Genomic DNA, 21,972 nt, shown 5'->3' on the forward strand with positions numbered 1-21,972 from the left:
CATTATGTGTTCACTCGTGAGGCTTTGATATTTTGTTGCGTCCGGAGACGCTGATATCAATCCTGCGAGTGCCCACACAGATTGTCTGATAAATTGTTAAAGAGCGTTGCGAACAGCGGCTGAACCGCCTGTCGCGAGGTGGCGTATACTACGCTACTCTCCTTCGGAGTCAAACACTTTTTTCAGCGTTTTCACCCGGCGGAAGTTCTTATCGAATCTTCCTCACCAACACCGCATTTCGTAAACCGTTGTGCCGTGTTGATGGATGCGCATTATAGGGAGTTGTTCTCAGCACGCAACCGCTAAATTCAATAAAAACAACCGTTCGCTGCATTCCACAGCAAAACCCCGCCTTATACGCAGTTACACACAGTGTTATCCACACTCTGCTGCACAAATGAATTTAGGCGAGCATCACGCAAACGTTTTCGCTACAATGCCCGGCGACGTCAAGGATGCCCCTTTTGGGGCGTTACATGAGGCAAGCGTTTCCTTCTATATAGAAGAGAGACACTAAGCTTGATGTAACGCTCTTTTTTACGCGAAACAAAGCCAAGGGATAAAACCACCATGCAACAACGTCGTCCTGTAAGCCGCGCTCTACTCAGTGTCTCTGACAAAGCCGGTATCCTCGAATTTGCTCAGGCACTCTCCAGTCGTGGTGTTGAGCTGCTCTCCACAGGCGGTACCGCACGTCTGCTGGCAGATGCGGGCCTGCCCGTCACCGAAGTTTCTGACTACACCGGTTTCCCGGAAATGATGGATGGACGCGTCAAAACGCTGCACCCGAAAGTGCATGGCGGCATTTTGGGTCGTCGTGGTCAGGATGATGCGATCATGGCTGAACACGCCATCAACCCAATCGACATGGTGGTCGTCAACCTCTATCCCTTCGCACAAACCGTTGCCAAACCTGATTGCTCATTAGCTGACGCGGTTGAGAACATCGATATCGGTGGCCCAACCATGGTTCGCTCAGCGGCGAAGAACCACAAAGACGTGGCGATCGTGGTGAAGAGCAGCGATTACGAAGCGATCATTGCCGAGCTGGATGCCAACGAAAACTCGCTCACGCTGGAAACGCGTTTCGATCTGGCCATCAAAGCTTTCGAACACACTGCCGCCTACGACAGCATGATCGCCAACTACTTCGGTAGCCTGGTGCCGGCTTATCACAGCGACAGCAAAGAACCGGCTGGCCGCTTCCCGCGCACGCTGAACCTCAACTTCATTAAGAAGCAGGATATGCGTTACGGCGAGAACAGCCATCAGGATGCTGCCTTCTATATAGAAGAGAATGTTGCTGAAGCTTCAGTGGCCACTGCGCGGCAGGTTCAGGGCAAAGCGCTCTCTTACAACAATATCGCCGATACCGATGCTGCACTTGAATGCGTGAAAGAGTTCGACGAAGCCGCTTGTGTCATCGTCAAACACGCTAACCCATGCGGCGTGGCAGTTGGCGGTTCGATTCTTGACGCTTACGAACGTGCCTACAAAACCGATCCGACTTCCGCTTTCGGCGGCATCATCGCCTTCAACCGCGAGCTGGACGAAGCCACCGCGCAGGCGATTATCAGCCGACAGTTTGTTGAAGTGATCATCGCGCCATCCGCCAGCGAAGCGGCACTGAAAATTACCGCGGCCAAGCAGAACGTGCGCGTTCTGGTGTGTGGTCAGTGGCAAGGTCGCGTTGCGGCGCTGGATTTCAAACGCGTTAACGGCGGCGTGCTGGTTCAGGATCGCGATTTGGGCATGGTCGATGCTAGCCAGCTGCGCGTTGTCAGCAAACGTCAGCCAACTGAGCAGGAACTGCGTGATGCGCTGTTCTGCTGGAAAGTGGCGAAGTTCGTTAAATCCAACGCCATCGTCTACGCACGTGACAACATGACCATCGGCATTGGTGCCGGCCAGATGAGCCGCGTTTACTCGGCAAAAATTGCCGGCATCAAAGCCGGTGACGAAGGTCTGGAAGTGAAAGGGTCCGCGATGGCGTCTGATGCCTTCTTCCCGTTCCGCGACGGTATCGACGCCGCTGCGGCTGTCGGTATCAGTTGCGTGATTCAGCCGGGCGGTTCAATCCGTGATGATGAGGTGATTGCCGCCGCTGATGAGCACGGCATCGCGATGATCTTTACCGACATGCGTCATTTCCGCCATTAATTGTTGGGAGCAGTACAGATGAAAATTTTAGTGATTGGTAATGGCGGACGTGAACACGCGCTGGCATGGAAAGCGGCACAATCGCCACTGGCGGAAACAGTATTTGTCGCGCCTGGCAATGCGGGCACCGCGCTCGAGCCGGCTCTGCAAAACGTGGCAATCAGCGCCACCGACGTTCCCGCGCTGCTGGCCTTTGCTCAGCAGGAAAAGATCGATCTGACCATCGTTGGTCCGGAAGCACCGCTGGTGATTGGCGTGGTTGATGCGTTCCGTGCTGCAGGTCTGAAGATCTTTGGCCCAACGCAAGCCGCTGCCCAACTGGAAGGCTCAAAGGCGTTCACCAAAGATTTCCTGGCACGTCAGCAGATTCCAACCGCCGAATACCAGAACTTCACCGAAGTGGAGCCTGCGCTGGCGTATCTGCGTGAGAAAGGCGCACCGATCGTGATCAAAGCTGACGGTCTGGCCGCCGGTAAAGGCGTGATCGTGGCGATGGAACTGGCGGAAGCCGAAGCCGCTGTGCAGGATATGCTGGCTGGCAATGCGTTCGGCGATGCCGGTCACCGCATCGTGATTGAAGAGTTCCTCGATGGCGAAGAGGCCAGCTTTATCGTGATGGTGGACGGCAACAACGTGCTGCCGATGGCCACCAGCCAGGATCACAAACGTGTCGGCGATGGCGATACCGGTCCAAATACCGGCGGCATGGGCGCGTATTCTCCGGCGCCCGTGGTGACCGATGAGATCCACCAGCGCGTGATGGATCAGATCATCTGGCCAACCGTTAACGGTATGAAAGCAGAAGGCAACATTTATACCGGCTTCCTGTACGCTGGGTTGATGATCGATAAAGCCGGTCAGCCTAAAGTGATCGAATTTAACTGCCGCTTCGGCGATCCGGAAACTCAGCCGATCATGCTGCGCCTGCAGTCGGATCTGGTGGCGCTGTGTCTGGCGGCGACCGACGGTAAACTGGATCAGCAAACCTCGCAGTGGGATCCGCGTCCCTCTCTCGGCGTGGTGTTAGCGGCGGGTGGTTATCCGGGCGATTACAACACGGGCGATCAGATTCACGGTCTGCCGCTGGAAGAAGTACCGGATGGCAAGGTGTTCCATGCTGGCACCACCATGAAGGACGATCTGGTGGTCACCAACGGTGGTCGCGTACTGTGCGTGACCGCACTGGGCGACGATGTTGCCGCTGCGCAGAAGAACGCGTATGCGCTGGCGCAGCATATTTCGTGGGATGGCAGCTTCTGCCGCCGCGATATCGGCTACCGCGCGATTAACCGTAAATAAGTACACAAAGGGGCACAGCAGGTGCCCCTTCTCTTATCCGCCTGCTAGAAATCACTCTCTTTTGGCTGCCAGCTGCATTCGTCATCCGGCTTAGCACGCAGCAGCTGCACACCTTCCGGCGCTTCAAGCCACGACACCATTAACGGCGCAGCCTGGCTCTGCTGCTGGCGATCTAGCGTATACAGCGTGTCGCGATCAAAGGCCGCATTTACCAGCTTGTCATCGCACTCACGCACCTGATTGCCGCCCAGCCAATGGCCCTGACGCAGTAATACACGGCCTGCAAGCAACGCATTGCTCTGATCCAGCATGCGCTGCGCATCGAAGCGATATAGCTCAACGCTATCAGCGCTGACCGCTTCACGTCGCCCCGCCAGCTGGCGCTGCATGAAATTGAGATTGCCCTGATGATCGAAGCGTAAGGTGACATCATCCGGCTGTGCACCCGCGACGCGCCGTTCGACACTAATCAGCTTCTGCTGCTGCCAATTGTAGTCAGTGGTTTCCATCGCATCGCCATTAAACGGCGTGAAGACCGTACGCAGGTGAACCACCTGATGGTCGCTATTCTTGCGCCAGATGCGCACGGTACCGCGGTCGGCCAGATAGCCGCTCGCCGTGAAGGCAGGAAGGTCAGGAGTAGAGCTACAGCCCGTAAGCAGCGCACCAAATAACAGGGCGCAAACGCGCTGAGGAATTGAATTCAGCATGGCAGGTCCCGGCAACAAAAAGGGGCGCTAACGCCCCCTCTTTTAAAGCTAAACCGCAATGCGGAAACTTACTTAACAGCGTCTTTCAGAGCTTTGCCTGAAACGAACGCTGGCACGTTAGCTGCTGCAATTTTGATCTCTTTGCCAGTCTGCGGGTTGCGACCGGTACGCTCAGCGCGGTGGTTCACTTTAAAAGTACCAAAACCAACCAGTTGTACAGCATCACCTTCTTTCAGAGACTCAGTGATCGCAGCCAGGGTAGATTCCAGCGCAGTCTTAGCCTGGGTTTTAGACAGGTCAGCTTTCTCTGCGATCACATCAATCAGTTGAGTCTTGTTCATAAGTTATCCTTAAAGTGTATTTATCGCTTGCTAAGCAACGAGTGCGAGGGAAAAGCCATTCTCAGGCCTTGTTCAGCCGGCACGCACCGATAGCCACAATTTTCAGCCCCCCAAATGTAGACCAGACAGGGGGCTGATGTGAAGCCTCCAGGCGCGGTAATTCGGGCCTGAAGTCACGTTTTCTTGCCTTATTGCTGAAAAAGTATACCGATGTTACTGATTCCCGCTTCGCGCAGGTCTGCACGCAGGCCTTTAATCAATTCCAGGTCGCGCTCCTCGCACTCTGACAGCAGGCGGAAAATCTCCCACTGCAGGTCCCATTCATCGATGACGGCCTGATTTCCGCGCAGCTCTTCGTCGGTCATTTCGCGACCGGCTTGCGTCATTTCCAGAATCGCTACGGTGGTGATCGATGTGCGGCTGACTTCAACGGCGTGCTCCAGCGTTTCGCCACTGAGCTGTGCATGCAGCAGTTCACTTAATGCCACGCAGGCATCAATCGCCGGATGGACACCGTAAACCTCAAAATCGTCACCATCAGGGATCGCCGCTTCAAATTTCTCCAGCTGACCGTCGAAATTGATTTTGGCATCTTTGACCGTCAGGCTTTCCCAGATGAGATCGAGGATGCGGCGATAGAGTTGCGGATCGGCGAATTCGGTCTGCTGACAGAAAGCCCAATAGTTGGGGAACATACGCTCGCAAAGGCAGGCCATGAAAGTCATATGCTGCCAGCTTTCAAGCTTCGCCAGACGCAAATGGACGGGATTCTGTAACATCAAACTTACTCTCAATAGGTTAGCTGGCGGCAGTGTACCGCAAAAGCCGGGCACAAACAGCGTTAAGGCGTGTTTTGCCAGCGCAGAAAGGCCGGGCGTCCGGAGGCGACAGCATCCGCCCAACGCGTCGGTTCCGGCAAACGATAGCCCGCAGTACAGGCTTCCACCCATTGCAATGCGCTATCCATGCTGACGCGATGGCCGGTCGAGATAAACAGCGGATTACAGCGCGCTTTACTGCGCCATACCCAGCCAATCTGTTCGCCTTTGTCGAGCAGCGGCTGACGGCTGCCTGGCTCGGCGTCCAGCTCAGCAAAACGTCCACACAAACGCTTCTTCGCCACGCCAATGGTGGGCACATCCTCCAGCGAACCGAAATGCGCCGCCACGCCAAGCCGACGGGGATGGGAAATACCGTGTCCATCCACAAACAGCAGATCGGGCAACTGGGAGAGCTGCTGCCAGGCTTCCAGCAGCGCCGGCATTTCGCGGAAGGATAAGAAGCCCGGAATATAGGGCATGGTGGTGGCCACGCGCGCAATGCGGTGTTCCACCAGCTTTAAGGATGGATACTCGAGGATGATCAGAGCCGCGCGCGTGATCTCGCCGCCCTGTTCAAATCCCACGTCGGCACCACCAATAAAGCGTGGCGGCAGCACATCGAAATCATCCTGCCGCACCACATCAGCAGCGCGCTGTAACTGTTCCTGGCGTAGTGCGGCTAAATCCATCATCAGCCCTGATGATACGGACGTGACAGACGATGCACCGCTTCAACAAACGCACCAGCATGCTCAGGCGGCACATCAGGATGGATGCCGTGGCCCAGGTTAAACACGTGACCTTCGCCAGTGCCAAAACCTTCGAGAATCCCGGCGACTTCCTGCTCAATGCGTGCAGGCGGTGCATACAGCATGGAAGGATCCATGTTGCCCTGCAGCGCCACTTTATCACCCACACGACGACGCGCATCGGCGATATCGGTGGTCCAGTCAAGTCCCAGCGCATCGCAGCCGGTCGCAGCTATCGCTTCCAGCCATTGGCCGCCACCTTTAGTGAACAGCGTAATAGGAACGCGGCGACCTTCATTCTCGTGCAGCACGCTATCGACGATTTTGTGCATGTAATAGAGTGAGAATTCGCGATAGTCGCGTCCGGTCAGCACGCCGCCCCATGTGTCGAACACCATGATCGACTGCGCGCCAGCTTTGATCTGCGCATTGAGATAAAGAATCACGCTGTCTGCCAGCTTATCCAACAGCTTGTGCAGGGTTTGTGGCTCGGCGTACATCATCTTTTTAATTTTGGTGAACGCTTTGCTGCTGCCGCCTTCAACCATGTAGGTTGCCAGCGTCCACGGGCTGCCGGAGAAACCGATCAGCGGCACTTCGCCTTTCAGGTTGTGACGAATGGTACGCACCGCGTTCATCACATAACCGAGCTCTTGCTCTGGATCCGGCACCGGCAGCTTGTCGACATCCGCACGGCAGGTGATTGGATTGGAAAAACGCGGGCCTTCGCCGGTCTCAAAGTAGAGCCCAAGTCCCATCGCATCCGGAATGGTGAGGATATCGCTGAAGAGAATTGCCGCATCCAGCGCATAGCGACGCAGCGGTTGCAGCGTGACTTCACACGCCAGCTCAGCATTCTTACACAGCGACATAAAATCACCGGCTTCAGCGCGCGTGGCTTTGTACTCCGGCAAATAACGCCCGGCTTGTCGCATCATCCATACCGGTGTGACATCTACCGGCTGACGTAACAGGGCGCGCAGATAACGATCGTTCTTCAGTTCACTCATAATGGGCTCTCTCATGCTAAGGCCGGCAGTGTAGCATTTTCACGCCGCGCTGGCGCGACACAGGGCAACGGTATCTTCAATCAGGCGACGCGCCACCGTGCCGGGCGGCGGCAACAGCGGCAGATCGTCGTAGCGATACCAGCCGGCATCCAGCAGCTCTTTGCCGTCGTGTTGCAGATCGCCGCCGTCATATTCCGCCATATACGCCATCATCAGAGAGTGCGGGAACGGCCACGGCTGCGAGGTAACGTAACGCACGTTTTTCACCCGCACGTTGCTCTCCTCCATCACTTCCCGCGCCACCGCTTGTTCTAAGGTTTCGCCCACTTCGACAAAGCCCGCCAGCACGGTATAGATATTGTTACGATGACGCGCATGATTGGCGAGCAGGATCTCATCGCCACGGCGGATAGCCACGATGATGCACGGCGCAATTTGCGGGTAATAACGCTCGCGGCAATGATTGCATAAGCAGGCAAATTCGCGTTTGCTGATGTGCATCTCATGGCCGCAATAGCCGCACCAGCGATGCGAGCGGTAAAACTCCGCCAGCTGCACGCCACGTCCGGCGATTTGGAACAGGCCGACATCCTCATCAATCAGTTGGCGCACGGAGCCCATGCTGTCCGGACGCGATTCACGTACCAGCCAGACATTCTCGCCCTGCCACTCGCCGATCAAAATCGCGTTGCTACCGCTGAGGCCAAAATCGCTGGCTAAGCCATGCGGCAATTCGCCCTGCGGCAACCAAAGTTTTTGCTCATGGCTGACAACCCACCATCCAGCGTCTAAGCTTGAGATCTCACGTTGCATCTTAATCGTTGTCCTTAGCGTCAAATCGCACGCTGAAATCCTAATATTAAGTGTGTAATAAACAACTATAACCTACCTGGAGCCCCATATGCTTAACCAGTTAGATAACCTGACAGAGCGTGTAGGCGGCGGAAATGAATTGGTTGATTCATGGCTGCGCGCCCGTCGACAGCTGCTCGTCACTTACTACGAGCTTATTGGCATGAAGCCACAAAAAGATGCGTTATCCACGCTGGATGAACAGGCGCTGGACGCATTTTGTCACAACCTGGTGGATTACCTTTCCACCGGCCATTTCAGCGTGTATGAACACATCATTAGTGAGATGCAGGGTGATAGCCCATTAATCGTGGCCGCGCAGATTTACCCGGCACTGGAGGCGAATACCGATCGCATCATGCAGCTCTACGACAGCCATCTGCAGCAAGCGATTAACGATGATAATTGCGTGGATTTTCAAACCGCGCTCTCCGAAGTCGGCGAGGTGCTGGAATCGCGCTTCACGCTGGAAGATAAGCTGGTGCAACTCGCCTGGGACAACCAGCTGGCGCTTCCGCCGGTTGCCAACGACAGCGCCATTGCCCGCCCGGCTTAACATCCTTAAGTTGTAAAAAACTTGTTATTCCAGAAAAGCCCTCTTATGCTGAATGGGCTTTTTTATTGCCTCTACAAAACATCAAGAGGCAAATTTTGCGGTTTAAGCGTAGCGTGCGCAGCCAGTTTGCACTCGGACAGCGCGCAGGGACCGGAGCGTACACGTAGTACGTGACGGTCACGAGCACTGCCCAGGTGCAAAATGGCAAGCAAAGTAGCTTAAACCACAAAACACCAACTTGTCGGAGTGCCCTCTAGGGCTGAGACCGTTAATTCGGGATCCGCGGAACCTGATCAGGTTAGTACCTGCGAAGGGAACAAGAGTAGACATTATCAGCACGGTGCATGCTGGCGCCCGGCACCGTACCTGTTACTCCTTCCGAACTCTGGACAAGCAACTTCCAACCGTTACCGGAAACTTGCTATGTCTGCTAAAACTTCTCGTCGTGAACAACGCGCTCAGGCGCAAGAATTTATCGATTCCCTGCAGGGAACCGCTTTCCCCAACTCCAAACGTATCTGGATCACCGGCAGCCGCGCGGATATTCGCGTGCCGATGCGTGAGATACAGCTCAGTCCGACACACATTGGCGGCAGCAAAGAGATTCCGCACTATGAGCCAAATGAAGCGGTGCCGGTTTACGACACCGCCGGGGCTTATGGCGATCCTCAAGCCACCATTAATGTGCATCAGGGACTCGACAGGCTGCGTGCCAATTGGATCAAAGAACGTGGCGACAGCGAAACCATCCACCAGTTGAGTTCCAGTTACACGCAGCAGCGCCTGGCGGATGAAGGCCTGGACCATCTGCGTTTTGAGCAGCTGCCGCAACCGCGCCGTGCCAAAGCGGGTCGCCGGGTTACCCAGCTGCACTATGCGCGTCAGGGCATCATCACGCCGGAGATGGAGTTTATCGCGCTGCGTGAAAACATGGGCCGCGAGCGTATTCGCGGTGAAGTGCTGTTACAGCAGCATCCGGGTCACAGCTTTGGTGCCAATCTGCCAGAAAATATCACCGCGGAATTTGTCCGTCAGGAAGTCGCCAATGGGCGCGCCATCATCCCTTCCAACATCAACCATCCCGAATCCGAACCGATGATTATCGGCCGCAACTTCCTGGTGAAAGTGAATGCCAACATTGGCAACTCTGCGGTGAGCTCATCTATTGAAGAGGAAGTGGAGAAGCTGGTGTGGTCAACGCGCTGGGGCGCAGACACTGTGATGGATCTCTCAACCGGCCGCTACATCCATGAAACGCGTGAGTGGATTTTGCGCAACAGTCCGGTGCCGATTGGTACGGTGCCGATTTATCAGGCGCTGGAAAAAGTGAACGGCATTGCAGAAGATCTCAACTGGGAGATTTTCCGCGACACGCTGCTGGAGCAGGCGGAACAAGGCGTTGACTACTTCACCATTCACGCTGGCGTGCTGCTGCGCTATGTGCCGATGACGGCCAAACGCCTGACAGGCATTGTGTCGCGCGGTGGCTCGATTATGGCGAAATGGTGCCTGTCGCATCACACCGAAAGTTTCCTCTATCTTCACTTCCGCGAGATTTGTGAAATTTGTGCCGCCTACGATGTGGCGTTGTCGCTCGGCGACGGCCTGCGTCCCGGCTCGATTCAGGATGCCAACGATGAGGCGCAATTTGCCGAACTGCATACGCTGGGCGAACTGACCAAAATCGCCTGGGAATACGATGTGCAGGTGATGATTGAAGGTCCGGGCCATGTGCCCATGCAGATGATTCGACGCAATATGACCGAACAGCTTGAGCATTGTCACGAAGCCCCGTTTTACACACTTGGCCCGCTCACCACCGATATCGCGCCCGGCTATGACCATTTCACTTCCGGCATCGGCGCGGCCATGATTGGCTGGTTCGGCTGCGCCATGCTGTGTTACGTGACGCCGAAAGAGCACCTCGGTTTGCCGAACAAAGAGGATGTGAAGCAAGGGCTGATCACCTACAAGATCGCTGCGCACGCGGCGGATCTGGCGAAAGGTCATCCCGGTGCGCAGATCCGTGACAATGCGATGTCGAAAGCGCGTTTTGAATTCCGCTGGGAAGATCAGTTCAATCTGGCGCTCGATCCGCACACCGCACGCGCCTATCACGATGAAACCCTGCCGCAGGAATCGGGAAAAGTGGCGCACTTCTGCTCGATGTGCGGCCCGAAATTCTGCTCGATGAAAATTACACAGGAAGTGCGTGAGTTTGCCGCCCGCCAACAGGCTGAAGCTCAGCCGATTGAAGTGGGTATGGCGCAAATGTCGGACGCCTTCCGCAATCGTGGCGGTGAGCTTTATCACGCTGCCGATACCCTTAAAGAGGAAAATGTATGACCGACGCCTTTCCTGCCACGGCCCCAAAACTGGGGCTGTATCCGGTTGTTGATAGCGTGGAATGGATCGCACGCTTGCTGGAAGCCGGTGTGCGCACCATTCAGCTGCGCATCAAAGATTGTGAAGATTACGAGGTGGAAGATGCGGTGCGCGAGGCGATTGCACTCGGCAAACAGTATCGCGCTCGCCTGTTTATCAATGATTACTGGCGTTTAGCCATTAAATATCACGCTTATGGCGTGCACCTTGGCCAGGAAGATCTCGATGTAGCCGATTTGGCGGCCATTCGTGAGGCGGGATTGCGCCTGGGATTATCGACGCATGACGATGCCGAGTTAGATCGGGCTCTGGCGCTGCGCCCTTCTTATATTGCGCTTGGCCACATCTATCCTACGCAAACTAAAGACATGCCTTCTGCGCCGCAGGGCGTGGTGGAATTGAAACGCCACCTGGCGCGTTTGCAGGATGTGTCAACCGTGGCGATTGGCGGTATTTCACTGGCGCGCGTGCCGGAAGTGCTGGCTACCGGCGTGGGCAGCATTGCGGTGGTGAGCGCGATTACCCAGGCCGCCGACTGGCGCGCAGCAACGCAGCAGTTACTGTCACTGGTGGAAAATGGAATCGAACCTGCAGAAGCAATGTAATGCGCGGTAAGTAAGGATGAAACGCTGGAATCTGCCGCGCAGCAGCGTGATGTAGGGGCTGGCGTCATTTCCTGACAAGACTAAAGTGTGCCTGCCCGCTGTCGCTTGCAGCGGGCCAGGGCTGGTCTCAACCTCTCCCAGCCCTGCCTTTCTTCACGTGATCAGGGAGGAGGTATGCACGGATTCATGACTACAAGCCAGCATGGCACGTTCTACCGCTGCGCCGAGTTGAGCTATCGCCTGCTCTGTGTGCTCATTCATTGGCAAACCATAATTCAGGCGCAAGCAGTTGCGATACTTACCCGAGGCCGAAAACAGCGAGCCTACGGCAACCTGCATGTTCAGCTCACGCAATTCGGTATTGAGCCTGACCGCGTCAAATGCCTCTGGCAATTCAATCCACATCAGGAAACTGCCCTGCGGACGCGACACACAAATCCCACACGGAAAGTAGTGGCGTACCCAGCAGCTAAAGGTTTCATAATTGCGTTGATACACCTGACGCATGCGCCGCAAATGCGGCAGATAATGACCAAGACGAATAAACTCGGCGACCGCATGTTGCGGCTGTGTGGCCGTCGATCCGGTGCTGATGTATTTCATATGCAGCACGCGGTCGCGATAGCGTCCCGGCGCCACCCAACCGACACGCAGCCCCGGCGCCAGCGTCTTGGAGAAGGAACTGCACAGCAATACCCGTCCATCGTGATCCAACGACTTAAGGGTAACCGGACGCGGATACTCCCACGCCAGCTCGCCGTACACATCGTCTTCAATAATCGCGGCATCGAAACGCTGTGCCAGCGTCACCAACGCACGTTTACGAGATTCCGGCATGATAAAGCCCAGCGGATTATTGCAGTTTGGCACCACCACCACCGCTTTAATCGGCCACTGTTCGAACGCAAGTTCCAGCGCTTCCAGGCTGATACCGGTGACCGAATCGGTAGGAATTTCAATAGCGCGAATGCCGAAGCCGCGCAGAGTTTGCATGGTGCCGTGGAAAGTCGGCGACTCCACCGCAATGATGTCACCAGCCTGACATATCGCACGGATCGAGATCGATAACGCTTCATGGCAGCCGGTGGTGATCACGATATCGTCTGCCGTGAGCTGACAACCGCTGTCGATCGTCAGGCGCGCAACCTGTTCGCGCAATGCCGCGACACCCAGCAAACTGTCATAGTTGAGCTGATCGATATCCTGCTTCTGCGCCATACGGCTTTGAATTTTCCACAGCGGTTTCAACGTGGGCTGGGTCAGATCGGGCATACCGCTGCCGAGTTGCAACACATCGTTATTAGTTCGGCTGCTGAGCAACTCCAGCACCGATTCCCACTGCGTGATTTCCACCGGACGCTGTGCAGGTCGGGTGATGGCCGGCATCGGCGGCGTCGCTTTGCGTGTTGCAACGAAATATCCGGAACGTGGCTGCGGCACAATCAGCTGTTTCTCTTCCAGCAGATGATATGCCTGCTGAACGGTGCTGATACTCACGCCGTGTTCAAGACTCAGCGTGCGCACCGACGGCAAGCGCTCGCCGCTGCGGTACAGCCCTTGCTCTATACGATCCGAAAGCAAACATGCTAAATGTTGGTAGCGCGTCATCGTATGCCTCACTCAGCCATCAATCATATTAAACCAGTACAGATAGACCTCATTATTACCATTCAGATCCACTTCAAGGCAATCTGTATGTTAAAGATAAGTGTTTTTTGCGTCTGTATCATAATGCGAAGGAATCAGACAATGCTTCTCAGGCAACCTACTGAGGGCAAGGATTATGGAATTCGATCAAAACCGCGCGGCTAAACCTTTTGACGTCACTTTACTGGATATCTTCCGCGGCGCAGTGCGTATGGTTAAACACTGGAAAGCACGGCGTGAAACTCACCGCATCCTGTCAAAACTGAGTGATAACCAGCTGCGTGATATCGGACTGACACGCGAAGATGTCTGCCGCAAGTTCTGACAAAATGAAGACGAAAAAAAACCCTGCCGAAGCAGGGTTTTTTATTGGTCAGCTTTGGCAGACGAATTACTCGTCGTCGCTTCCGCCCAGACCGGCGTTCAGCAATTCTGCCAGGCTTGCAGAGGCTTCATCCGCAGTAACCTGCGGTGCAACCGGTGCTTCGCCCGCAGAGCGGCGACGCATACGATCCTGGTGATAAGCATAACCGGTACCGGCTGGGATCAGACGACCCACGATGACGTTCTCTTTCAGGCCGCGCAGTTCGTCACGCTTACCTGCAACTGCTGCTTCGGTCAGGACACGCGTGGTCTCCTGGAACGATGCTGCAGAGATGAACGATTCGGTTGCCAGTGACGCTTTGGTGATACCCAGCAGATCGCGCATGAATGTTGCGCCGATTTTGCCATTCGCTTCAAGTTCACGGTTAGAGATCTTGATGCGAGAGTATTCAGCCTGCTCACCTTCCAGGAAGTCGGTGCTTCCCACGCTCGAGATGGTTGCTTTACGCAGCATCTGACGAACGATGACTTCGATGTGTTTATCGTTAATCTTAACGCCTTGCAGACGGTAAACTTCCTGCACTTCGTTAGTGATGTAACGGGTCACAGCATGGACGCCACGCAGACGCAGGATATCGTGCGGAGACTCTGGGCCGTCAGATACGACGTCACCACGTTCTACGCGCTCACCTTCGAATACGTTAAGCTGACGCCATTTTGGAATCATCTCTTCGTACGGATCGCTACCATCAACCGGCGTAATCACCAGACGACGCTTACCTTTGGTCTCTTTACCGAAGGAGATGATACCGCTGATCTCCGCCAGGATTGCTGGCTCTTTCGGACGACGCGCTTCGAACAAGTCAGCAACGCGCGGCAGACCACCGGTAATATCCTTGGTACCGCCAGATTCCTGCGGAACACGCGACAGCGTGTCACCGGCACTGATCTTAACGCCATCTTCCAGCTGAACAATTGCTTTGCCCGGCAGGAAGTACTGTGCTGGCATGTCGGTACCTGGAATCAAAACATCATTTCCGTTGGCATCGATAATTTTCAGCGCAGGACGCAGATCTTTACCACCCGCAGTACGTTCTGCAGAATCCAGAACCACCAGCGATGACAGACCGGTTAAGTCGTCAGTCTGACGAGTAATGGTCTGACCGTCGATCATGTCAGTGAAGCGAATGAAACCGCCCACTTCGGTGATGACCGGCATGGTATGTGGATCCCAGTTTGCTACGGTTTCGCCCGCGGCAACCTGCTCGCCATCACCTTTAGCCATGACCGCACCGTAAGGTACTTTATAGCTCTCTTTGGTACGACCGAACTCGTCGATCATCTTCAGCTCAACGTTACGTGAAACGATAACCAGTTTCCCTGAGGAGTTGGTTACTGACTTCGCGTTGGTCAGCTTGATAGTACCTTTGTTCTTCACCTGGATGCTGGATTCAGCAGCCGCACGAGATGCCGCACCACCGATGTGGAACGTACGCATCGTCAGCTGTGTACCCGGCTCACCGATGGACTGTGCTGCGATAACACCGATGGCCTCACCTTTGTTGATGATGTGACCACGTGCCAGATCGCGACCGTAGCAGTGTGCACACACACCGAAGTCGGTTTCACAGCCAACAACCGAGCGCACTTTGATCGCATCGACTGAATTCAGTTCGATCACATCACACCAGTGTTCATCGATCAGGGTGTTACGCGGGATCAGGATGTCCGCAGTGCCTGGCTTCAGAACGTCTTCAGCCGTTACACGACCCAGTACACGCTCACGCAGCGGCTCTTTAACATCGCCACCTTCGATGACTGGAGTCATCATGATGCCTTCGAACGTGCCGCAGTCATCTTCGGTAACAACCAGATCCTGCGCTACGTCGACCAGACGACGCGTCAGATAACCGGAGTTAGCGGTTTTCAGTGCGGTATCCGCCAGACCTTTACGCGCACCGTGCGTGGAGATGAAGTACTGGAGTACGTTCAGACCTTCACGGAAGTTCGCGGTGATCGGCGTTTCGATGATTGAGCCATCTGGCTTAGCCATCAGACCACGCATACCTGCCAGCTGACGAATCTGTGCAGCAGAACCACGCGCACCGGAGTCGGCCATCATGTAGATGCTGTTGAACGATACCTGCTGCTCTTCTTCGCCATCACGGTTGATCACGGTTTCAGTTTGCAGGTTATCCATCATCGCTTTGGAAACGCGTTCGTTAGCGGCGGCCCAAATATCGATAACTTTGTTGTAACGTTCGCCAGCAGTTACCAGACCAGACTGGAACTGTTCCTGAATCTCAGCAACTTCCGCTTCCGCTTCGGCTACGATTTCCGCTTTCTTCGCTGGGATGACCATGTCGTCGATACCTACAGAGGCACCTGAACGGGCTGCGTAAGCAAAACCGGTGTACATAGTTTGGTCAGCAAAGATAACGGTCGGCTTAAGACCAAGAATGCGGTAACAGGTGTTCAGCATCTTGGAAATGGCTTTCTTACCCAGCGCCTGGTTGACGATGGAGTAAGGCAGGCCTTTCGGAACGATCATCCACAGAATCGCACGACCAATGGTGGTGTCGATAATGCTGGTTTTCGCAACGAACTCTTCCTGCTCGTTCTTGGTGTATTCAGTGATACGCACTTTAACGCGTGCATGCAGCTCGGCCAGGCCAGCGCGATAAACACGCTCAGCTTCTTTCGGGCCAGTCAGCACCATGCCTTCGCCTTTGGCGTTCACTTTGTCGCGGGTCATGTAGTACAGACCCAAAACAACGTCCTGTGAAGGAACGATGATTGGCTCGCCGTTCGCTGGTGACAGAATGTTGTTGGTCGACATCATCAGCGCACGCGCTTCCAGCTGGGCTTCCAGCGTCAGCGGTACGTGAACAGCCATCTGGTCACCATCGAAGTCGGCGTTATATGCCGCACAAACCAGCGGGTGCAGCTGGATCGCTTTACCTTCGATCAGAACCGGTTCAAACGCCTGGATACCCAAACGGTGCAGAGTTGGTGCACGGTTCAGCAGTACCGGGTGTTCGCGGATCACTTCGTCCAGGATATCCCAAACGACAGCCTCTTCGCGCTCAACCATTTTCTTAGCGGCTTTGATGGTGGTGGCCAGGCCACGCAGTTCCAACTTGCCGTAGATGAACGGTTTGAACAGCTCAAGAGCCATTTTCTTCGGCAGACCGCACTGATGCAGACGCAGGTATGGACCAACGGTGATAACTGAACGGCCAGAGTAGTCAACACGTTTACCCAACAGGTTCTGACGGAAACGACCCTGCTTACCTTTGATCATGTCTGCCAGAGATTTCAGCGGACGCTTGTTCGAGCCAGTGATGGCGCGACCGCGACGGCCGTTATCCAGCAGTGCATCAACCGCTTCCTGCAACATACGTTTTTCGTTACGTACGATGATATCTGGCGCAGCCAGATCCAGCAGGCGTTTCAGACGGTTGTTACGGTTGATCACGCGACGATACAGATCGTTCAGATCCGACGTTGCGAAACGACCACCGTCCAGCGGTACCAGCGGGCGCAGATCTGGCGGCAGAACCGGCAGAACGGTCAGGATCATCCACTCTGGCTTGTTACCAGACTGAACGAACGCTTCCAGCAGCTTGATACGCTTGGTCAGCTTTTTACGTTTGGTCTCGGAGTTGGTCTCGTTCAGCTCTTCACGCAGCTGCTCGCACTCTTGCTCCAGATCCATGTTTTTCAGCAGCGCCTGGATAGCTTCCGCACCCATCTTCGCGTCGAATTCGTCACCGAACTCTTCCAGCGCGTCAAGGTACTGCTCTTCGGTCAGAATCTGACGTTTTTCCAGGTTGGTCATGCCGCCTTCGATAACCACATAAGATTCGAAGTACAGCACGCGCTCGATATCACGCAGTGGCATATCCAGCAGTAAGCCGATACGCGAAGGCAGTGATTTCAGGAACCAAATGTGCGCAGTCGGTGAAGCCAACTCAATGTGGCCCATGCGCTCACGACGTACTTTGGTCTGTGTAACTTCAACGCCACACTTCTCACAGATCACGCCGCGATGTTTTAAACGCTTGTACTTACCGCACAGGCATTCGTAGTCTTTTACCGGTCCAAAAATACGGGCACAGAAAAGACCGTCACGCTCAGGCTTGAAGGTACGGTAGTTAATGGTTTCCGGCTTTTTAACTTCACCAAAAGACCATGAACGGATCATGTCTGGCGAGGCCAGAGCAATTTTGATCGCATCAAACTCTTCGGTCTTAGTTTGCGCTTTCAGAAACTTAAGTAAGTCTTTCACGGATTAGCTCCCGTCGGAGTGGAACTCTCAGGGACGCGCACCCGAAGTGCACGTCCCGTAACCAGTACTTGCGAGTACTTACTCGTCTTCCAGCTCGATGTTGATACCCAGCGAGCGAATCTCTTTCAACAGTACGTTGAAGGATTCCGGCATGCCCGGTTCCATCTGATGGTTACCGTCGACGATGTTTTTATACATCTTCGTACGGCCGTTAACGTCATCAGATTTAACGGTAAGCATTTCCTGCAGGGTATACGCGGCACCGTATGCTTCCAGTGCCCACACTTCCATCTCACCGAAGCGCTGTCCACCGAACTGCGCTTTACCACCCAGCGGCTGCTGAGTAACCAAGCTGTAAGAACCGGTAGAACGTGCGTGCATCTTGTCGTCGACCAGGTGGTTCAGTTTCAGCATGTACATGTAACCTACGGTTACCTGACGCTCAAACTGCTCACCGGTACGGCCGTCGAACAGGGTGATCTGACCGGAAGAAGGCAATCCGCCGAGCTGCAGCAGCTCTTTGATTTCGCTCTCTTTCGCACCGTCAAACACCGGAGTCGCGATTGGCATACCCTTTTTCAGGTTCTCTGCCAGACGCAGTACTTCGTCGTCTGTGAAGGTATTCAGGTCAACTTTCTGACGCACATCAGTGCCCAGATCGTAAGCACGCTGGATGAACTCACGCAGTTTGGAGACTTCTTCCTGCTTCTTCAGCATCGCATTGATTTTTTCACCAATGCCTTTCGCCGCCATACCGAGGTGAGTTTCCAGGATCTGACCGATGTTCATACGCGACGGTACGCCCAGCGGGTTCAGTACGATGTCGACCGGCGTACCGTTCTCATCGTAAGGCATGTCTTCGATAGGGTTGATCTTAGAGATAACACCCTTGTTACCGTGACGACCTGCCATCTTGTCACCTGGCTGGATCTGACGTTTAACCGCCAGATACACCTTAACGATTTTCAGCACGCCTGGTGCCAGATCATCGCCTTGGGTGATCTTGCGACGCTTAGCTTCAAGTTTCTTCTCAAACTCGTGCTTCAGCTCATCGTATTGCTCAGCCAGCTGCTCCAGAGAATTCTGCTTCTCTTCGTCAGTCAGGCCCAGCTCCAGCCAGCGCTCACGTGGTAGTTTGTCCAGCTTCTCAGCTTCAACACCACCAGAGATCAGTACGGCCTGGATACGGCCAAACAGGCCAGCTTCGAAGATCTGCAGTTCTTCAGACAGGTCTTTCTTAACCTGCTTCAGCTGCATCTCTTCGATTTCCAGCGCGCGCTTGTCTTTTTCCACGCCATCGCGGGTGAAGACCTGCACGTCGATAACAGTACCGGATACGCCGTTCGGAACGCGCAGTGACGAATCTTTCACGTCAGAGGCTTTTTCACCGAAGATTGCACGCAGCAGTTTCTCTTCTGGCGTCAGCTGGGTTTCACCTTTCGGCGTAACCTTACCAACCAGAATGTCGCCACCGGTCACTTCCGCACCGATATACACGATGCCGGATTCATCCAGTTTAGAAAGCGCAGCTTCACCCACGTTCGGGATATCAGCGGTGATCTCTTCTGGCCCCAGCTTGGTGTCGCGAGACACACATGCCAGTTCCTGGATGTGAATAGTGGTGAAACGGTCTTCCTGAACTACACGCTCGGATACGAGGATGGAGTCTTCGAAGTTGTAACCGTTCCATGGCATGAACGCCACGCGCATGTTCTGACCCAGCGCCAGTTCACCGAGGTCGGTAGACGGGCCATCTGCCAGCACGTCGCCACGCTCAATCGGCTCACCCAGATTGACACACGGCATCTGGTTGATGCAGGTGTTCTGGTTAGAACGGGTGTACTTGGTCAGGTTGTAGATGTCGATACCCGCTTCGCCCGGATACATCTCTTCTTCGTTAACTTTGATAACGATACGAGAAGCATCAACGTACTGAACGGTACCACCACGTTTCGCGACGGCAGTTACACCGGAGTCAACCGCTACTGCACGTTCCATACCGGTACCAACCAGCGGCTTATCAGCGCGCAGAGTTGGAACCGCCTGACGTTGCATGTTCGCACCCATCAAGGCGCGGTTAGCATCATCGTGCTCCAGGAACGGAATCAGTGACGCACCGACAGAAACCACCTGTTGAGTGGAAACGTCCATGTAGTCAACCTGATCGCGGCTGAACAGGCTTGACTCACCCTTGCTACGGCAGGTGACGAGATCGTCAACAAAGCTGCCATCTTCAGCGAGGTTGGTGTTCGCCTGAGCGATAACGTAGTTACCCTCTTCAATTGCAGAGAGGTAATGAATCTCATCACCCACTTTACCGTCAACAACGCGACGATACGGGGTTTCGAGGAAACCGTATTCGTTAGTCTGCGCGTAGACAGAGAGTGAGTTGATCAGACCGATGTTCGGCCCTTCCGGAGTTTCGATAGGACATACACGACCGTAGTGGGTTGGGTGTACGTCACGTACTTCAAAGCCGGCGCGCTCACGGGTCAGACCGCCTGGGCCCAGAGCAGAGATACGACGTTTGTGCGTAATCTCAGACAACGGGTTGTTCTGATCCATAAACTGGGACAGCTGGCTTGAACCGAAGAACTCTTTCACCGCCGCCGAAATCGGCTTAGCGTTGATCATGTCCTGAGGCATCAGCGTATCGAGGTCGCCCAGAGACAGACGCTCTTTAACTGCACGTTCAACACGTACCAGACCCACACGGAACTGGTTTTCTGCCATTTCGCCAACAGAACGAATACGACGGTTACCGAGGTGATCGATATCATCTACTTCACCGATACCGTTACGGATACCGATAAGCTTTTTCATCACTTCGATGATGTCGTCTTTGCTCAGGATACCTGAACCTTCGATCTCATCACGCAGCAGAGAACGGTTGAACTTCATGCGACCAACCGCAGAAAGATCGTAACGATCTTCAGAGAAGAACAGGTTCTCGAACAGATTTTCAGCGGCTTCACGCGTTGGTGGCTCACCAGGACGCATCATGCGGTAGATCTCAACCAGCGCGCTTAAGCGATCGTTGGTTGGGTCAACACGCAGGGTCTCGGAGATGTACGCACCGTGATCCAGGTCGTTGGTGAACAGCGTTTCAATACGCTTGTGGCCTGACTGGCTCAGTTTCGCCAGCAGATCCAGTGACAATTCCATGTTTGCAGGAACGATCAGCTCGCCGGTGTTCAGATCGACGTAGTCTTTAGCAACTACTTTGCCAGCAATGTATTCAACTGGCACTTCGATGTGCTGAATGTTGTCTTTTTCCAGCTGACGGATGTGGCGTGCAGTGATGCGGCGACCTTTCTCAACGTAGACCGTGCCGTTTGCTTCGATATCGAAGGAGGCGGTTTCACCACGCAGGCGCTCAGGCACCAGTTCCATCTGCAGTTTGTTATCGCGGATTTCGTAAACGACTTTATCAAAGAACAGATCAAGGATTTGTTCTGAGGTGAAGTTTAACGCGCGCAGGATGATACTGGCCGGCAGCTTACGACGACGGTCAATACGGACGAAGAGGTTGTCTTTCGGGTCAAACTCGAAGTCGAGCCATGAACCGCGGTAAGGGATGATACGTGCGTTATACAGCACTTTACCGGAAGAGTGCGTTTTACCCTTATCGCTGTCGAAGAACACGCCAGGACTACGGTGCAGCTGAGAAACGATAACACGCTCAGTACCATTGATAACAAAGGTACCGTTGTCCGTCATGAGTGGAATCTCACCCATGTAGACTTCTTGTTCTTTAATGTCTTTTACGGTGCCTTCCGGCGCTTCGCGCTCGTAGATCACCAGACGCAGTTTCACGCGCAGCGGTGCCGAATAGGTCACGCCACGGATCTGACATTCAGTTACGTCAAAGACAGGCTCACCCAAACGGTAGCTGACATACTGCAACTCAGAGTTGCCGCTGTAGCTTGAGATTGGGAATACGGAGCGGAAGGCTGCTTCCAGACCGTACTGGCCTTCTGGATCTTGCTCGATGAACTTCTGGAACGAGTCAAGCTGGATAGAAAGGAGATAAGGTATGTCCAAAACTTGTGGACGTTTACCAAAATCCTTACGAATACGTTTTTTCTCGGTATAGGAGTAAACCATGGGGTTCCTCAGCTAGCTGACATGTCGAACCACGCTGTCCGTCCTGAAAAGGACAGTTCATGCAACACTATTTTTTGTTTTTCATGCGATGCGCAGCACCCCATGCAATACATCT

Annotated in this window: 15 protein-coding genes and 1 riboswitch; of the genes, 6 read left to right on the forward strand and 9 right to left on the reverse strand. The window is 54.5% G+C overall.

Features of this window, described 5'->3' with window-relative positions; translation table 11 throughout:
• Nucleotides 1-570: 570 nt before the first annotated feature.
• Entirely contained in the window at nucleotides 571-2,160 is a 1,590-nt protein-coding gene (gene purH / locus K5Y32_RS24590) for a bifunctional phosphoribosylaminoimidazolecarboxamide formyltransferase/IMP cyclohydrolase (RefSeq protein WP_222186130.1), read from the forward strand.
• An 18-nt stretch (nucleotides 2,161-2,178) separates the two neighbouring features.
• Complete coding sequence (gene purD / locus K5Y32_RS24595) at nucleotides 2,179-3,459, forward strand: phosphoribosylamine--glycine ligase (protein ID WP_176972894.1); 1,281 nt, start codon at nucleotides 2,179-2,181, stop codon at nucleotides 3,457-3,459.
• Between the two features lie 44 nt (nucleotides 3,460-3,503).
• Here purD and K5Y32_RS24600 read toward each other — a convergent pair whose 3' ends face one another.
• The 6 genes from K5Y32_RS24600 to nudC form a co-directional block, all read right to left on the reverse strand.
• Complete coding sequence (locus K5Y32_RS24600; RefSeq protein ID WP_222186131.1) at nucleotides 3,504-4,169, reverse strand: DUF1481 domain-containing protein; 666 nt, start codon at nucleotides 4,167-4,169, stop codon at nucleotides 3,504-3,506.
• A 68-nt stretch (nucleotides 4,170-4,237) separates the two neighbouring features.
• Complete coding sequence (gene hupA / locus K5Y32_RS24605) at nucleotides 4,238-4,510, reverse strand: nucleoid-associated protein HU-alpha (protein ID WP_007886275.1); 273 nt, start codon at nucleotides 4,508-4,510, stop codon at nucleotides 4,238-4,240.
• A 188-nt stretch (nucleotides 4,511-4,698) separates the two neighbouring features.
• The gene (locus K5Y32_RS24610; RefSeq protein WP_061720552.1) at nucleotides 4,699-5,289 is read right to left on the reverse strand and encodes a YjaG family protein; all 591 of its coding nucleotides are present in this window, start codon (nucleotides 5,287-5,289) and stop codon (nucleotides 4,699-4,701) included.
• A 62-nt stretch (nucleotides 5,290-5,351) separates the two neighbouring features.
• The gene (gene nfi / locus K5Y32_RS24615; RefSeq protein ID WP_222186139.1) at nucleotides 5,352-6,020 is read right to left on the reverse strand and encodes a deoxyribonuclease V; all 669 of its coding nucleotides are present in this window, start codon (nucleotides 6,018-6,020) and stop codon (nucleotides 5,352-5,354) included.
• 2 nt (nucleotides 6,021-6,022) lie between these two features.
• Nucleotides 6,023-7,090: a uroporphyrinogen decarboxylase gene (gene hemE, locus K5Y32_RS24620; RefSeq protein WP_137384933.1), complete on the reverse strand. Its 1,068-nt coding sequence runs from the start codon at nucleotides 7,088-7,090 to the stop codon at nucleotides 6,023-6,025.
• A gap of 39 nt (nucleotides 7,091-7,129) precedes the next feature.
• On the reverse strand, nucleotides 7,130-7,903 hold the full coding sequence (nudC, locus tag K5Y32_RS24625; protein ID WP_110868440.1) for an NAD(+) diphosphatase: 774 nt from the start codon (nucleotides 7,901-7,903) through the stop codon (nucleotides 7,130-7,132).
• Nucleotides 7,904-7,991: 88 nt separating this feature from the next.
• Here nudC and rsd point away from each other — a divergent pair, with 88 nt between their 5' ends.
• The 3 genes from rsd (at nucleotide 7,992) to thiE (ending at nucleotide 11,488) form a co-directional block, all read left to right on the forward strand.
• A complete protein-coding gene (rsd, locus tag K5Y32_RS24630; RefSeq protein WP_222186132.1) occupies nucleotides 7,992-8,498 on the forward strand; it encodes a sigma D regulator in 507 nt (168 codons plus the stop codon).
• A gap of 232 nt (nucleotides 8,499-8,730) precedes the next feature.
• A riboswitch (TPP riboswitch) is annotated at nucleotides 8,731-8,831 on the forward strand.
• A 90-nt stretch (nucleotides 8,832-8,921) separates the two neighbouring features.
• A complete protein-coding gene (gene thiC / locus K5Y32_RS24635) occupies nucleotides 8,922-10,844 on the forward strand; it encodes a phosphomethylpyrimidine synthase ThiC (protein ID WP_222186133.1) in 1,923 nt (640 codons plus the stop codon).
• Entirely contained in the window at nucleotides 10,841-11,488 is a 648-nt protein-coding gene (thiE, locus tag K5Y32_RS24640) for a thiamine phosphate synthase (protein WP_222186134.1), read from the forward strand. Before thiC ends, thiE begins: the two co-directional genes overlap by 4 nt.
• Nucleotides 11,489-11,641: 153 nt before the next feature.
• Here thiE and K5Y32_RS24645 read toward each other — a convergent pair whose 3' ends face one another.
• Nucleotides 11,642-13,096 (reverse strand): PLP-dependent aminotransferase family protein, encoded by a 1,455-nt coding sequence (locus tag K5Y32_RS24645; protein ID WP_192415500.1) that lies wholly within the window; start codon nucleotides 13,094-13,096, stop codon nucleotides 11,642-11,644.
• 175 nt (nucleotides 13,097-13,271) lie between these two features.
• Between K5Y32_RS24645 and K5Y32_RS24650 the strand changes: the two genes are divergently transcribed.
• Nucleotides 13,272-13,460 carry a DUF1127 domain-containing protein gene (locus K5Y32_RS24650; RefSeq protein ID WP_008108404.1) on the forward strand — a complete coding sequence of 63 codons (189 nt, stop codon included), beginning with the start codon at nucleotides 13,272-13,274 and terminating at the stop codon, nucleotides 13,458-13,460.
• A gap of 66 nt (nucleotides 13,461-13,526) precedes the next feature.
• On the opposite strand, the gene rpoC is transcribed toward K5Y32_RS24650, so the two are convergent.
• On the reverse strand, nucleotides 13,527-17,750 hold the full coding sequence (gene rpoC / locus K5Y32_RS24655; RefSeq protein WP_222186135.1) for a DNA-directed RNA polymerase subunit beta': 4,224 nt from the start codon (nucleotides 17,748-17,750) through the stop codon (nucleotides 13,527-13,529).
• 78 nt (nucleotides 17,751-17,828) lie between these two features.
• On the reverse strand, nucleotides 17,829-21,857 hold the full coding sequence (rpoB, locus tag K5Y32_RS24660) for a DNA-directed RNA polymerase subunit beta (protein WP_176972885.1): 4,029 nt from the start codon (nucleotides 21,855-21,857) through the stop codon (nucleotides 17,829-17,831).
• Between the last annotated feature and the right edge of the window lie 115 nt (nucleotides 21,858-21,972).

It is taken from the genome of Pantoea sp. DY-15, assembly GCF_019795935.1.
In the GTDB taxonomy this organism is placed as follows: domain Bacteria; phylum Pseudomonadota; class Gammaproteobacteria; order Enterobacterales; family Enterobacteriaceae; genus Pantoea; species Pantoea leporis.

Coding starts and splice junctions, on each gene's coding strand:
- K5Y32_RS24650 (WP_008108404.1), top strand. CDS start 13,272: ATGGAATTCGATCAAAACCGCGCGGCTAAACCTTTTGACGTCACTTTA.
- rsd (WP_222186132.1), top strand. CDS start 7,992: ATGCTTAACCAGTTAGATAACCTGACAGAGCGTGTAGGCGGCGGAAAT.
- thiC (WP_222186133.1), top strand. CDS start 8,922: ATGTCTGCTAAAACTTCTCGTCGTGAACAACGCGCTCAGGCGCAAGAA.
- K5Y32_RS24600 (WP_222186131.1), bottom strand. CDS start 4,169: ATGCTGAATTCAATTCCTCAGCGCGTTTGCGCCCTGTTATTTGGTGCG.
- purH (WP_222186130.1), top strand. CDS start 571: ATGCAACAACGTCGTCCTGTAAGCCGCGCTCTACTCAGTGTCTCTGAC.
- hupA (WP_007886275.1), bottom strand. CDS start 4,510: ATGAACAAGACTCAACTGATTGATGTGATCGCAGAGAAAGCTGACCTG.
- K5Y32_RS24610 (WP_061720552.1), bottom strand. CDS start 5,289: ATGTTACAGAATCCCGTCCATTTGCGTCTGGCGAAGCTTGAAAGCTGG.
- K5Y32_RS24645 (WP_192415500.1), bottom strand. CDS start 13,096: ATGACGCGCTACCAACATTTAGCATGTTTGCTTTCGGATCGTATAGAG.
- purD (WP_176972894.1), top strand. CDS start 2,179: ATGAAAATTTTAGTGATTGGTAATGGCGGACGTGAACACGCGCTGGCA.
- hemE (WP_137384933.1), bottom strand. CDS start 7,090: ATGAGTGAACTGAAGAACGATCGTTATCTGCGCGCCCTGTTACGTCAG.
- nfi (WP_222186139.1), bottom strand. CDS start 6,020: ATGGATTTAGCCGCACTACGCCAGGAACAGTTACAGCGCGCTGCTGAT.
- nudC (WP_110868440.1), bottom strand. CDS start 7,903: ATGCAACGTGAGATCTCAAGCTTAGACGCTGGATGGTGGGTTGTCAGC.
- thiE (WP_222186134.1), top strand. CDS start 10,841: ATGACCGACGCCTTTCCTGCCACGGCCCCAAAACTGGGGCTGTATCCG.
- rpoB (WP_176972885.1), bottom strand. CDS start 21,857: ATGGTTTACTCCTATACCGAGAAAAAACGTATTCGTAAGGATTTTGGT.